Origin of the sequence: Paraburkholderia sp. BL6669N2, from assembly GCF_003387275.1 — a bacterium.
Lineage (GTDB): Bacteria > Pseudomonadota > Gammaproteobacteria > Burkholderiales > Burkholderiaceae > Paraburkholderia.
This window is the reverse complement of record NZ_QUNA01000001.1, coordinates 1,316,690-1,329,691: the sequence shown is the minus strand read 5'-3', so window position 1 is coordinate 1,329,691 and position 13,002 is coordinate 1,316,690. Positions and strand designations below refer to the sequence as shown.

Annotated in this window: 17 protein-coding genes; 3 read left to right on the top strand and 14 right to left on the bottom strand. The window is 62.6% G+C overall.

What is annotated here, in order from left to right; translation table 11 throughout:
• Positions 1 to 62: 62 nt before the first annotated feature.
• From B0G80_RS06000 to B0G80_RS05980, 5 genes are all read right to left on the bottom strand, one after another.
• A complete protein-coding gene (locus tag B0G80_RS06000; RefSeq protein ID WP_258878823.1) occupies positions 63 to 1,211 on the bottom strand; it encodes a DUF6094 domain-containing protein in 1,149 nt (382 codons plus the stop codon).
• A gap of 54 nt (positions 1,212 to 1,265) precedes the next feature.
• On the bottom strand, positions 1,266 to 1,826 hold the full coding sequence (locus B0G80_RS05995) for a DUF3275 family protein (RefSeq protein WP_116117365.1): 561 nt from the start codon (positions 1,824 to 1,826) through the stop codon (positions 1,266 to 1,268).
• A gap of 281 nt (positions 1,827 to 2,107) precedes the next feature.
• The gene (locus B0G80_RS05990; RefSeq protein WP_116117364.1) at positions 2,108 to 2,692 is read right to left on the bottom strand and encodes a hypothetical protein; all 585 of its coding nucleotides are present in this window, start codon (positions 2,690 to 2,692) and stop codon (positions 2,108 to 2,110) included.
• A 90-nt stretch (positions 2,693 to 2,782) separates the two neighbouring features.
• Complete coding sequence (locus B0G80_RS05985) at positions 2,783 to 3,202, bottom strand: antirestriction protein (RefSeq protein WP_116117363.1); 420 nt, start codon at positions 3,200 to 3,202, stop codon at positions 2,783 to 2,785.
• A gap of 515 nt (positions 3,203 to 3,717) precedes the next feature.
• A complete protein-coding gene (locus B0G80_RS05980; protein ID WP_116117362.1) occupies positions 3,718 to 4,404 on the bottom strand; it encodes a DUF3577 domain-containing protein in 687 nt (228 codons plus the stop codon).
• On the opposite strand from B0G80_RS05980, the gene B0G80_RS45175 reads away from it, so the two are divergent.
• Entirely contained in the window at positions 4,403 to 4,819 is a 417-nt protein-coding gene (locus B0G80_RS45175; RefSeq protein WP_147309834.1) for a hypothetical protein, read from the top strand. The two genes, B0G80_RS05980 and B0G80_RS45175, sit on opposite strands and share 2 nt — an antisense overlap.
• On the opposite strand, the gene B0G80_RS05975 is transcribed toward B0G80_RS45175, so the two are convergent.
• On the bottom strand, positions 4,812 to 5,036 hold the full coding sequence (locus B0G80_RS05975; RefSeq protein WP_116119537.1) for a helix-turn-helix domain-containing protein: 225 nt from the start codon (positions 5,034 to 5,036) through the stop codon (positions 4,812 to 4,814). The two genes, B0G80_RS45175 and B0G80_RS05975, sit on opposite strands and share 8 nt — an antisense overlap.
• Before the next feature lie 194 nt (positions 5,037 to 5,230).
• Between B0G80_RS05975 and B0G80_RS05970 the strand changes: the two genes are divergently transcribed.
• Complete coding sequence (locus tag B0G80_RS05970) at positions 5,231 to 5,650, top strand: ACT domain-containing protein (protein WP_116117361.1); 420 nt, start codon at positions 5,231 to 5,233, stop codon at positions 5,648 to 5,650.
• 54 nt (positions 5,651 to 5,704) lie between these two features.
• On the opposite strand, the gene B0G80_RS05965 is transcribed toward B0G80_RS05970, so the two are convergent.
• The 6 genes from B0G80_RS05965 to B0G80_RS05940 form a co-directional block, all read right to left on the bottom strand.
• Positions 5,705 to 6,535, bottom strand: coding sequence for a nucleotidyl transferase AbiEii/AbiGii toxin family protein (locus tag B0G80_RS05965; RefSeq protein WP_116117360.1), 831 nt, complete (start codon positions 6,533 to 6,535; stop codon positions 5,705 to 5,707).
• 31 nt (positions 6,536 to 6,566) lie between these two features.
• On the bottom strand, positions 6,567 to 7,592 hold the full coding sequence (locus tag B0G80_RS05960) for a type IV toxin-antitoxin system AbiEi family antitoxin (protein WP_116117359.1): 1,026 nt from the start codon (positions 7,590 to 7,592) through the stop codon (positions 6,567 to 6,569).
• Positions 7,593 to 7,734: 142 nt separating this feature from the next.
• On the bottom strand, positions 7,735 to 8,211 hold the full coding sequence (locus B0G80_RS05955; protein WP_116117358.1) for a TrbG/VirB9 family P-type conjugative transfer protein: 477 nt from the start codon (positions 8,209 to 8,211) through the stop codon (positions 7,735 to 7,737).
• A complete protein-coding gene (locus B0G80_RS05950; protein ID WP_116117357.1) occupies positions 8,208 to 9,542 on the bottom strand; it encodes a TrbI/VirB10 family protein in 1,335 nt (444 codons plus the stop codon). The genes B0G80_RS05955 and B0G80_RS05950 overlap by 4 nt, the downstream gene beginning before the upstream one ends.
• Before the next feature lie 2 nt (positions 9,543 to 9,544).
• The gene (locus B0G80_RS05945) at positions 9,545 to 10,525 is read right to left on the bottom strand and encodes a TrbG/VirB9 family P-type conjugative transfer protein (RefSeq protein ID WP_258878822.1); all 981 of its coding nucleotides are present in this window, start codon (positions 10,523 to 10,525) and stop codon (positions 9,545 to 9,547) included.
• A gap of 41 nt (positions 10,526 to 10,566) precedes the next feature.
• Positions 10,567 to 11,313, bottom strand: a complete 747-nt coding sequence (locus B0G80_RS05940) for a VirB8/TrbF family protein (RefSeq protein ID WP_116117355.1) — start codon at positions 11,311 to 11,313, stop codon at positions 10,567 to 10,569.
• Between the two features lie 75 nt (positions 11,314 to 11,388).
• Here B0G80_RS05940 and B0G80_RS05935 point away from each other — a divergent pair, with 75 nt between their 5' ends.
• Positions 11,389 to 11,655: a hypothetical protein gene (locus B0G80_RS05935; protein ID WP_116117354.1), complete on the top strand. Its 267-nt coding sequence runs from the start codon at positions 11,389 to 11,391 to the stop codon at positions 11,653 to 11,655.
• A gap of 2 nt (positions 11,656 to 11,657) precedes the next feature.
• Here B0G80_RS05935 and B0G80_RS05930 read toward each other — a convergent pair whose 3' ends face one another.
• Complete coding sequence (locus B0G80_RS05930) at positions 11,658 to 12,686, bottom strand: type IV secretion system protein (RefSeq protein WP_116117353.1); 1,029 nt, start codon at positions 12,684 to 12,686, stop codon at positions 11,658 to 11,660.
• 18 nt (positions 12,687 to 12,704) lie between these two features.
• Entirely contained in the window at positions 12,705 to 12,989 is a 285-nt protein-coding gene (locus B0G80_RS05925) for a hypothetical protein (protein ID WP_116117352.1), read from the bottom strand.
• Between the last annotated feature and the right edge of the window lie 13 nt (positions 12,990 to 13,002).

Below are 13,002 nucleotides of genomic sequence, written 5' to 3'. Positions count from 1 at the left end.
GCGTGTGGTCGAGGCTATAGCCGACCAGGTAAGCAGGCAGTGGCTGGTTCGTGGGGCTTGTATCAGTCATGATTCGGGCGTCCTTGCAGGGGCGGAACCTGCCCCTGCGGGGCAAGGCCCCGCAGGGTTGAAGACGTGACCCGCACTAGCGGATCGTGACAACTCGGCTCGCGCATCAGGATCGTGGTGCGGATGTCGCCCTTGTCCGTTTCCTCGATCTGGACTTCCTGCTCTTTCTGCTTGATGGTGTCGCCGCGGATGAGCAGGCGTGTGCCGTCAATGCCGGTAACCACACCGGTAATGTGGCCGGCCGCAAGCGCGAGGGCGAGGTGCCAGTCGGACAGGTCGCGCAGGGGACGGCGAGGCGTGACCGCCTTTGCTGCGAACATCGCAGCGAACTGCGGCCAGAGCGTGGCGTGCTGCAGGCGTTGCAGTTCGTGCTCGAGCTGCGGCGCATCGATCCGCGTGGACATGAAGACCTGTTCACTGGCGGCCAATGGAATGCAGTACGGCTGTGCCGTCCAGGTCTCAGGCTGTTCAGGTGGCAGTTCGCCGTCGTTGATGCGGGCGAGACGTGCGGCGAGTGCAGTGTCGACACCATCCGCCCGACGCTTGACGCCGAAGAGAACGAGCTGTTTGAACGTCTGGTCGGGGGCGAGAAAAACTTCGACGCGTGTGAAATTACGGGCGATCATCGTGGCGAACTCGCGGTCCATCACGTAGTACGGCACGATCAGCACGAGCACGCCACCGAACGCGAGCCAGGGAACCGCCTTCAGATAGAAGAGCTTCTCCAGACGGTCCGGCTGACGCTCGCCAGTCTGGGCCTTGTCCGATACGACGTCCCCATACGGCGGGTTCAGGAACAGGAGTCCCATGCTGCGGGCAGTGATGAACATGTCCTGGATGTCGGTGTGTGCCACGGTCTCCAGGACATCCTTCGCGTGCCATGCACGCTCGCGGTCATACTCGACGCCAAATGCGCGGATCGCATCAGGTGTTGCGGACTGCCTTCCGAGTGCGTCCTTTAGCTCGTGCAGCGCGGCGCCTTCGCCGCAACATGGATCGAGCAACCGTACGGGGCGGTCTGGATCGGCTAGCGCGAGCGCCGGGATGATCCGTCCGAGCGTGACGGCATCGGTCGGGAAGTAGCCGTTTTTCACGAAATTTCGGGCGAGGCGGGGAAAGATCAAAGCCATGTCGATCTCCAACGAATCGTGGCGTGCCGTCCGCCGGAAGGCCCGGCACGCCGCAAGTGGAAGGAATCAGGCTTTCAGCCACGTTTGGCTGGAGGCCTGGAAGGCGTAACCGAATGCGCGAAGCTGGTCGCGTTGCTGACGGAACACGCCGCGGTCAACGGTTGGATCGAGCTTCACTGGCTGGCCGGCGACAATCGCATCGGCCAGCTCGGTTCCGAACAGGTCGGGCAGATACAGCTCACCAGAATCGCCTTCGGTTTGTACGGGGGATGGCCCCTGGTCGGCATGGGCGGGAGTTGCGGCACTGGGTATGCGTTCCTCGTCGGCCGGATCCGGCTCGGTCGAGGACGGTGCCTGACCGGTCTCGCTGAACGGCTCATCGTTGTCGAGCTGCACATCGGCGAGCCTCGCGCGGATCTCGACGGTGACCTTGCCGTACCACACGTAGCTGTGCGGATAGATCCTGTCGATCAGGAAGGTACCGGTATAGGCGCCGGGCTCAAACTGCTCGAGCACCTTGTCCTTGACCTTGAATTCGCCGACAGACGTGGTCAGTTCGCCGACCTGGAACGGGCCGTTGCTGCCCTTGATGGTGCGCACGTCGAGCGTGCCGGAAAGAGAGATCATGATGCCTCCACGTGGTGAGGCGGAACCATCCCTCGCGGGCATGTAGTCCCGCCGGTTTGGAAAGTCGTATGCGAATTGATTCCGTCTGGCCGTACGCCGGGCAGGCAGCGGCGCAGACAGGAAGGCGCCGGAAAAACTGCAGCTATCGCCTCACGTGGTGACGTACGGTTCTGCAGGTGGCGCGGTGCGTCTATCCCGAGGCGGGTGCGATGCCCCGCGGGGAATCCACCGTTGATTCGGCGCAGGCGAAAGAATGACGTGATGCGGCAACAGGGCTCTGGTCACACGCGCCGTTGTGAGCGAAGGTCGCGACCGATGACGGTACGCACCGAGCTGATAATGAAGACTGTCCAGTCGGCGAAATACCGTCCGTCGAAAACGATCGCTCCCGCGTTCAGCATGAGCTGGATCGGCATCGTGATCCTGCCGGTAGGCGTCTGCCCGTCGCGTCCGGCCACGTGCTCCATGTCGGGGAAGAAACGATAACCCTCGAACGGATCGAGGAATTCGAGCTTGAGGTCGCGGGCCTCGACGGTGTGGCAATAACGCAGCCGGCCGATCAGCGGTCCATCAAACCCTGTAACGAGCGGGGACCCAAGCAGATCGTCGCGTCCGTTGAAGAGCCCGAGGTAGAGCCCGTCGGGAAGATCGACGCTCTGCGCCGTATAGCGCGGCAATGTGCGCCCGTCGCGGCACTGGAAGGCCTGCTGCGACGGATCACCGTCATCATCGGGCTGGTCGGCGGCATGAAGCTGGGATGCTGGTCTGTGGAAGCGGTTCGCGCGTGCCAGTGACCCGTGGCGCGTGCTCGTATCGAAGCCACTGATGGCGAGACAGGAAGGGGTGATGGAAGTGCAGAATGACATCGTTGTCTCCGGGAATATTGCGGAGACGCGCCCTGCGGGCTGCGTTCCGCAAGGCGTGAAGAGTAGGCTGGGCGTCAGTCCATCCGCCCATCAATCGACTGCCGCGAAGATCTCGCGCGCCTCAGGGTGAGACGGAACGAAGGCGAGCAGCCTGTGATAGAGCTCTGTGAAATGGGGGTCTTCTGTCGACCACGCCATGGCGTTCAGTGCGAAGAGGCTGGCAACAATACCGGCGGCGTCACTGCTCATTTCGCCATCGTATCCGTTGCCGTCGCAGGTGATGGGCAGCAGACCATCCAGACGGGGCGTCATGTAGAACGCGCCGTTGGACAGCTCGACGTAGTCCCAGAATCCGCCGTGGTAGGTCGGGCACAACGACGACATTGCGGTGTAAACAGCGAATTCGGCGCGGATCATATGCTTGCCGAAGTATCGCGGCAGGATTTCCATACGACGGTCCTCGGGCACGATGGTGGCCACGATGCCGTGTGTTTCAGTGGTCTGGTTCATGACATCCTCCGGAAAAGGAGCGGAGGTTGGCTGCCCGGGCGGGGAGCGCATTCCCCGCGAGGGTTGAACAAATGAACTACCTGAGAGCGGGGAAGCGAGCTATTCCGGACCCGGCATCATGGCGACGCGGGTACAGCCGTGCAGACAATGGCACCGGAAGAGGGCTGTGAAGGTGTCGCCTGACGCGGCGACAGACGGACCTGCAACTGGCAGGTCGGCAGTGAACACGTCATGCGTCATTGGCCCTCATTGGCCCTCATTGGCCCTGGTGGGCAGTGAGGGCCAATGACGCATGACGCCTGGCAGTTAATGCCTGCCAGGCGCGTGTCTGGGCCGGAATGATCGGTCCGGCGCAAACGGCACGGCGTAGTGGGGCCGCCGTGGACCCGGTCGACGATCTGCGGGACGGTACCGGCTTTCCGGAGCGGGCTCGGGGAGTGTCGCTCTGGAAAACCGGCAGTCCGGTAATGCGCGAGAGGAAGCCCCCGCACGAGGCGGGGACCGAGGGGCGCCGGTCATTCGGCGCTGGCGGACGGACGACGGGCGCTCCCGTTCGCATGACGGCGCAGCGGCGGATAGCGGTTGCTGCGCGCGTCGGTGCGTTCGGCCGTGCGTTCAGCCGCTGCTGCATCGTTGCTTGACGCTCCGATGTCGCGGCTGTTGGCCGGTTCGTCCGCAGAAGGCGTATCGCGGTGATCGCTATCGCCCGTCGACGGTTCATGCCCGTTGACGGTCTCCGCGGAAGTGTCGGTGCCTGCTTCAGCGTCGTCGTCTTCGCGGTCGCTTTCGTCACGGTAGACTTCCTGGCCGTCGACCTTGATCCAGAAGAGCTTGAGCAAGCGCCCCTTGAGGACAGCACCGGTCTCACCCGCGCGGTTGCCGGTACGCTCGAACGTACGGATGTAATGGTCACCAGCGCGGAAGGAGACGAGGACTTTCACGTCAGGATCGTTGGCGTCGTTCATCACGGCGCGCACAGATTCCTTCGCCTTCTCGCCCGAGACGATCAGGTCCAGCGGAAGATATACGACGCCATTCTCGACGTTCGGATCGCCGTGAAACGCGGAGATGGCGCAGGCGAGGAAGGGCTTGGCCTTGCTGCGGCCATTGCCTTTGGCCGTAACATCGCGGACACGGGACAGATACCCAAGGCCGCACAGATGAAGGTCGAAATACTTGCGGGGTTCGACAGACTGATTCATGACGATTCTCCAGAACGAAAAAGGGGAATCGCCACGGCCCGTGTCGGGGAATGACAATTCCCCAGACGGGCAAGAAAGGAAAGCTTCCGGTCAAAAGACCTGCGGTGGTCCAGACAGTGGGACGAAGCGAACCGCGAAAGGTGTCGCACGAGCGACGGTACTGCAAAAGACGCTGGACGCGCTCCAGCGGGCAACTTCAATCGCGAATCATAGTCGGCGCTACCGAAAAATCAAGGCGGTTTGGCCGATCATTTCTGTTCGCTATTCAAATGAATTTGACGGGATTGAACTTGATCTCCCGATGCGTCACGATCTCTCACAAGCGAAGATCTGGCAGGTCGACGGATGTGCCGACGCTCTGATTGCAGAAAGTGGGTGGGATTGCATAGCAGGCCAATCATGCAATGTCACGTGAGCTCATCAAAATCCAGCATGGAAGCGGGAGAAACGCCGAGTGTGGCGGCAAGCACGCAGATGTTATAGAGGGCGATATTGCGCTGGCCCCGTTCGATCCCGCCAACATACGACCGGGCGAGGCCACTTTCGAGCGCAAGGCGCTCCTGTGACCAGCCGCGCGCCTTGCGAAGCTCGACCAGGCGTTTCCCAAACAGGGTAAGGGGGTCGTACTGCATCGACATCTCAATCGGAAAGATATCGAAGCGTACGTATTTGACCTGTTTGAGGCCACGCTCTATCATGACACGCACTATGAGTGACAATTTTGCATGTCGGTCGCTATAGTTTTTGATATTCGACGTGGGTACGGGTCGCGATGCCGCGGCCGGTGAACCTGCCCGATTGACCCTCTTCTTGTACAGGGAGCGCAGTGAGCCAACCCGTCTCGGATCTCGCACAGCTGCTGGCGTCCATGCAGCCAGAGTTGAATGAAGGCGCCTATGTTTTTTCGTCCGTGCTGGCAGGCAGGGACGTGTCGCAGCTCGCTCCCCTGGCGACGTTTCGTGAGCGCGAGGGGCTGACCGTCATCATCGATGAATCGACGGCGCTGCGCGAAGGGTTACCTGTTCTTTTCCGGGCGGCCTGGATCACGCTGAACGTCCATTCCGACCTGGAGGCTGTGGGACTCACGGCTGCAGTGGCTGACGCGCTGACCAGGGCCCGCATCAGTTGCAACGTCGTTGCTGCCGCATTTCACGATCACATTTTTGTGCCCGTGGAGCGCGCGAGGGATGCGCTTGCTCAGTTGACGGACCTCCAGGCGCGAGCAGGACAGGGCGTGCCGGGTTAGCCGGCACTGGTCGGGAATGTTTCCTGCCCGGGTCGGCCAAGTCCCGCTTCCTCGCTAAACTGCCGCGACAAATTCCTGGCGGAACGCGTCAAAGAGCTGACTGATCCGTTCAGCCGTATCGCCGCCGGGAATCCGTGCGCGGCTTGCCATCATGTGCGTCAGTATCAGGGGCGACGGATCGTCCGGCGCAATGACCGCGAGGATCTGATCGCGCACTTGCGGCGTGACGATACCCGCCATGTCGCGGCCGAGGAGGGCCGCGCCGCCGATATCGGGATCGTGCTCGTGCCGTTCGATCAGGTCGAAGGCGTCGTCGGCATACAGCCTCTCGAGATTTCCTGCCTCGCCGTACCACGCCAGCAGGAAAAGCAGATCGGTTGCGTCCTTGCGATCGACCGTGTGCCGATCTTTCCAGGCGATGATCTTGAGCATTGCCTGGGCCGGAAGGGAAGCGACGGGCACCACGAGATCGGCGTCCATGCGTACCGGCACAGCGGCCTGCAGCGCCTGCTCGAAGCCGGCGACGTTCATGCGGATGACCTGATCGGGCGGCCAGGCGATTTCGCCGCCATCGTCTGCGATGCGCCCGAACGGTACGATATCGAGCCAGGTTCTGGCGCCGGTCTCAGGCGCCTGGTAGTGCAGCCGGTGGGCTGCGTTACCTCGCTGCTCGAAGTGGCCGGACGTGAGCAGCGCCGTTCTCAGTGTGTCATGGCCGGCCCAGCTTTCGATGGAAATGCCGATGTCAACGTCTGCAGTGGCCCGTGTCGGTTCGATATCGTGGACGTGGGTCAGCACGACGTCGCGTGCGCTCGCCCCACCGACAAACCACTGGATGCTCTTTTCGGAAGCAGCGGCAGCCACTTCACGCAAAAGGGCCACCATTTCGGCTGGAAAAGGGCGATGGGGGCGAGGCTCAAGCGGGGAGATATTGTTCACGCACTAACCGGGCCGTTTCGAGATTGCGCGAGTCGCCACTCGCCACGAGATCAGCGTAGACGAGCAGGGGCGGCGCGATGTTCTGCGGAAGTCCAGCCGCAGACTGGAGCGGGATTGGGGACCTCAGGAATTCAATGTTGCCGTCGCGATCGGGCCGCAGGCGGGCCTTCGCGATCCACTCCCTCGGGACCTCGCTGGCACAGTATACGGTGAATGTGGCGGGTTTCAGGTATTGCGTGAGGATGGCTGCTGCCGGCTCTCCACCAAACTGGCATCGGTCGGGAAGCTCGGGAACGCTTCTCCACCAGTCGGGGATGTCGGTGCGGAAGTGGCCGAGCTGAAGTGATCCACGCAACAGTGTCGGGTACAACGTGGTCCATTCATCGATGAGCCGGCCTGCGTCGGCGAACTGCATACCGTGCCCGCCGGGCTGCTCGATGAGGTCGCGCCGGGCCAGCATGCCGTGAATGGCATTCTGGACCGTTCCGTGGCTGACGCCGGCAACCTGTGCGATATCGCGGTAGGTTTTTTCCAGCAGCGAAGGGACCGCGAGCAGGGCGAGCGCGACGCGCAGTGTCGATCTGGTCCAGGTCTGTCTGCGTGCCTGCGGGCTGCTATCCGAGCGTGCGCGCCCAGACACGAGAATGACGCTATCCCCTAGAAGAAGACTGGCGTTGCCGGCCAGGTCGAGCGCATCAACCTGCATGTCGCGGCACGCGTTAATCATGTTAGGCGATAGATACGATGTCACGAGCAGGAGCCGGTCACCGTCGCCCGGCGCGGCCTGCGCGCGGACAGCGGCCAAGGTGCCGTAGCGGTCGATCGTCCGCTTGACATGCGCGAGGCGTTTGTAGCGGCGGGTGCCCAGATGGAACTCCAGTACTGCATCCGCGCCGGATCGGGGTGGCGCCTTGCGCAGATGGACAGCAACGCCGGTCGCATCGCCGAACGCGGTGGCGGCAGCTTCCAGCAGAGGAGGCAGATCGTGGTCGGCCGGATGCATGGCAAAGTCTGCGGTTGTCCAAGTTTATTCATTGTACACGTACCGTGGACGGCAGAACGCTTTGGATGCGATCGGTTTTGTCCGAAAAATAGTGTTGTCCACGTAACGTGGACAGTCAGAATTTTTGGGCAAAAGACTCTTTCTACTGGGATGGATCGTCGCGAGGATTGACGCTGCCGGCAGGGGCGCCTTTTACCGCCTGGGTTGAAGTAACCGGCGTTTGCTCAGATGGTCGAGCTAGCCCGAAGTGAGCCATCCGGGGCGGACCGACCGGCGCCGTTCGTACCGCACGGGCTTCCCCGCCCGCGGAGCGAAATACCAGCGCGGTGTCCATCCGGTCGACGACGACATAAGGCGGGTCGGGCCGCCAGCGCACGAGTACCAGGCCGTCTGGCATGTCGGCGAAGATGGCCGGCACGTGTTCCGGTCCGTCGAACTGCAGATAGATTTTTTGGCCGTCGTCGAACACCTGGTACGGTCGTACTTCGGAGGCGCCGCTCAGACGCCAGTCGAAATCATAGACCGGCCCAGTAGTGGGCGGCGACTCGGCGCAGGCCGTATGGAGCACGCAGCCGAAGATCAGCAAGGCTGCAGAAAGAGCGGTGGTGGAATGTTTCATTGATTGCAACTCCCATCAGTGACGTTGGGCGGCAGCATCATGTCCCGCTGTGTGATGAATGTGATGCGTTGACCGGGCTCCAGCTTCAGGGTCGGCTGGATGTTCATGTTGCGCTGGAGAATGGTCTGGGTCGTTTGTGACAGGGACTGTGCTGCCGCTTCCGACAGATCGGTCGACGCGCCTCCGTTGACGTTGATCGTGGTGCCGCTCTGTTGACTCTGGTTGTGGCCGATCCAGGCGGCGACGCCGGCGATCAGGAAGGTCGACCCGAAGATCCTGAAGAAGTGGTTATTGACCTCGGCGGTGACACCCGCCTCGCCGTCGGGATCGTTGCCGGTCAGTCCATCGAGACGCATGGTCGCGTGCCGGAAAATCATCCGGGTGGCAGCCATGAGCATCAGATCCTGTCCGATCGCGACATCGTTGTTTGTCCGACCGAGAATCCGCGTGCCCTTCGGGATCAGCTTGCACCTGCCATCGATACTGTCGTAGATGTCGCGGTCGACCATCGCGCGGAAGGTACCGGGCATGTCGCTTTTCGCGCCCTGCAGGATCACCGTGGGAATCGGTGTGCCGCCCATCACCATGTACGGCGAATCGATGGAGACTGGAACCAGCGGCTTCGCATCGCCAGTCGCGTCGCCCTGTTGTCTGACCCAGTCGGCGTTGCGCCGGTCGGTGGCGCTCGACACATTGACGGGGGTGAGACCTGACGCGGTCGTCTCCGAGGAACCACCCGGTGATGGGCTGCGTGGTGCTGCCTGCAAGCCGGAAAGGTGCGCGAGGCTGCCCGCGATGCGGTCGGGCGACAGCCCGTTCCCCGCGGACGGGTTGCCGTTGTCTCCACCCGTGTCCTCGTAAGCCACGAGCGACTGGCTCTGCATGGCGTCGATCTGCCGTTGAAGCGCGAGTCGATCGGCGTCGCGATCGGGGGTGCCTGGGCCAGCCGTCCGGTAGTTTCGGGGCAGCGGACCGGCATCGTCTCCGGGCACGCCCTTGGGGATGCCGTCGAGCGGTGTGCCGCCGAGCGGGGCGCTGGCTGCCGACGCGGCATCGCCCGCGCGTGCCAGCGCCAGGTTCCGCTGGTCTTCGAGGCGCTTGCGAATCGCATCCGGTGAGGCCTTCGGCTGCCGCGCATCCGCCTCAATCTGCTCGCGCTCGCGCCGCTCTGCCGCGGTTTCTCGCGGATGGGACAACGCGTGCACCAGGACGATCGCGAGCAGTGCGGAGCACAGCGCGACGAGCAGCGTTTTCGCGAGGTTCCGGCGGATGCGTGTGAGCCTGGCTGGCTCAGGCGTGAGCGGGGTGCCGCTTTTTTCCGGGGCGGCCATGTTCACGGTTTCCCGTAAATGTTCTTCATGCGGGCCGAATCACAGCCGAACAGACCGCAGCCTTTGCCCCGACCGTTAAAGACGCGTACTTCCTCTTTGCCGCGTTTGAGCAGCAGGCCGTATGGGGCGATTTGCTGCACCTCGAATAGGTCGTTGCCGAGCGGCACGAAGCTGGCGATCTCAGCATGGCCCTTGTCGTCCATCAGCAGGATCGCGGGCAGGTCGGCGTGATGGGGAAACTGCAGATACGTGAACCTTCCATCGTCAAAAACGGTCACTGGCGTGAACGGTGCATCTCCCTCCACGCGATAGTCGAAGTTCGCCTGGTCGAGTGCGATGCGCGGACCGCCTGAGCGTGCATCGACAGTCGACGCCGCCTGCGCGCTTCCGTTCGCCTGTGCGCCCGTGCTTAGCGCAGGAGCGTTGCCCGGGTACTCGATGCCGAAGGGCGAGACCTGTGCCGCTGTCATTTGCGCATCGGTATCGAGGTAGTGCCAGGAGACGCGGTGATAGACCGTCCCATTGTCCGATGAGCGCAGGTCCAGTTCGTAGCGCCGGCGCGACGTGATGATCGTCGCGGCATTGTCGAGCCTGGGCAGGCGCGCCTTGATGAACACGTCGCGCTTGGTGAGCGCCGTATGCTCGAGCCAGCGCTTGCCCGTATCGGACAGGTAGACACCGGTGACTTCCTCGTCGGGGCCGAACACCAGGTGCGTTTCCTCGTTGGTGCGCACAAGTACGGGATAGAGGTAGTCCGGGTCATAGTCGTAGACGACGAGCGACGAATCGTCGGGCGCCGGATATGGACCGTTGATGTGCGCACGGGACGCCGGCGCGTGTCGGGCGCGGGGCCCCGGCGTCGGGATGCGAACGGTATTCTCCGCGGGCTGCGTCGGGACTGTCGTTACCATACTTGCGGGCAGCGGCGTGGACGGCGCAGGCGATGGTGCTGCGCCCTGGGCCCGGGCCGTCACGGCGCACATCGCAAGGAGCACCGTGACGCACGCAGTCGAAAGAAGAAGCTTCATTGCGTGGCTCCGGGATTGACACCCAGATAGGGTGTAAGGCTGAAGTGGGTGATACGAAGCCCGATCGGGTTGTCCTTCTCTTCGCCGGATTTCAGCGTTTCAGGCGCGAGAAGGAAGCTGACCGTGAGCAGCATCTGTTTCGGGCGGGACGGCTTGCCGTTCACGCTCTCGATCAAGGTGAAGATCAGGTAGGCGACCTGTCCATCGGGTGAGAACGAGGTGGAGTTCTCGATGAATTCGCGGGTGAGGCCGGGCGTCTGCACGACGCGCTGCGCGACCGGATCGGTCGCGGTAATGTACGTTTCCAGCTCTTGCGTGGCGGCGCCCGACGTCCAGCCGAATGCGGCCGGGATCTGGCGCGTGAGCGTGTCCTGGCTGTCCGCTTCGATCGTGAAGACGCGCGACGCCCATTTCACGAGGAAGTAGCGCTTGTTCGCCGCGGTGACCGAGTAGGTTTCGGCGTATCGGTCCGAGACCCATACGGCGCCACTCTTCTCGTCGTGTTCGACAAAATACGGACGCGGGCCGCTGTGCACACTCTGCACGATCAGTGCAGCGCATTCACCGGCAGCAATCAGCGCGAACGCGGCGGCCACCTTGATTGCGAGCCGCTTTTCCCAGAGGGGTCGCTGGAAGGCGGCGAACCAGGCCGCGACCGCCTCGCCCGTATTAGGCGGCGACGGAAGGTCAGCGGCGGGTGCCTGGGTGCGGGAAGACACGCGGAAGTGCAAGCGTTTGCGCATGACTCAACCCTTTCGGGAAACGCATGCCCACGGTGCTACACTGGGCCCCAGTTCACCTGCTGCAAGGGTGCAGCCATGGCCAAGCTCAAGATCATTCTGCTGTATTGCGTACTGCCGATCCTGCTGTTCGCGGCATTCGTCCTGTATCAGGTCGGTGCGCAGCATTTCGGCGTGGCGATGATGCTGGCGGGAGCAGTTGTGTTTCTCGCTTGGGCTGTGCTCGGCCGAACACCCCGCGACCGTGAGCAATCGCGCGAAGCCGATGAACAGCACTACCGGGACGCCGATGCGTCCTGGAATGCGTACTATGCGAATCAACACAACGAGCGTCATCATCATTAAGCTCATTTCAGAATATTGGGCGTCAACTTGTTCCCAACGACGCCCTTGCCAAAGCCCCGCAAACCACCACCAGCGCCGCCCGAGACGAGCGATTTGGCGATGTCCGGCACCTGCCACATCATGAAAGCTCCCACACCGCAGACGAGCGCGAGCGCGAGCATCGCGAGGTAGTTCGTCGCGTAATAGGCGTCGCTGTTCGTGCCGCTTTGCGTCGCCGTCTGCTGCACGAGCCCCTGAATACCGGGCAGCACGCCGCTGTAGACGATCGCCATCATCAACCACGCCACGACCTTAAAGAGGCCTGCCGAAATCGTGAAGCGTAGCCATCCATCGAAGAGGAATTCGCCGGCAGGCAGCACGTACCAGGGGATGAGGACTGGTCCAAGGCAAAACGCAATGTCGAGCAGGAATGATCCGAACTGCACAACCACGACGAAGATCAATGTCATCAGCGTGATTGCGATGATCGCGAGCGCCTTCGCAAGGAAGGCGAGCAAGATTAGCGGCAGGTTTTTGATTAGCGTCCAGATCGAGATCAGGCCCGCCGAGTTCGCGCCCGCATCACTGGCCGAGCCGCATTCTTGATGCTCGGTGTTCGGAATCACGACACCTTCGGGCGTGACGTCGGGCACTTCTTCGCAGACCTGCGCTGCTTCGGTACGCACGCCCTGCATGATGGTCGATGCGGCATTGACAAGCGCACGCAGCAGGTCGCCCGGATTGCCGTCGCTGCCGGACACGCGTGAGGCCATCGTCTGCATGTTGTCGACGAAATAGCTGTGAACCGTGCTGCTCCATGCGGTGAGCAACACCAGGATGACCGCGCACTTGATCAGGTGGCGGAACAGGTTCGAAAAGAAGCCGGGGAAGTCGCCCTCGAGCAGCCACAGGAACACGTGCCAGGTGGCCATGACGAGACCTAATGCAGCGAGCAGATCAAGGCCATCGGAGAGGAACAGTGTCTGCAGGCTCATGCCTTTCGCCTGCATCGTCGCGAATAGCGTGTTGAGCACCGAGATGACGTCGTTCATGGCGCGGCTTCCTAGTGCTCACCGCAGGGCGCCTGCAAGGCGCGCCATTGCCAGCAGCGCAGCGAGCGGTAGGGCGAGCCAGCCGGCCGCGAACACATGGGGGCTGTCGAGTTGCACGACCAGCAATCCGGTGAGCAGCGACAGCCGGATGTTGCGGTTAATCCGTCGGTCAAAGCGCCACGTTTCGTTGTGCTCGTCATCGATGCCCCGGCCGCGCCCGCGATACGCACGGATGCCTTTGAGCACGACGCGCAGTTCGGCAGATGTCATGCAGAGGGAGCGGATCAGCCAGCGTAGCAACATGGTCGGCTCCCGG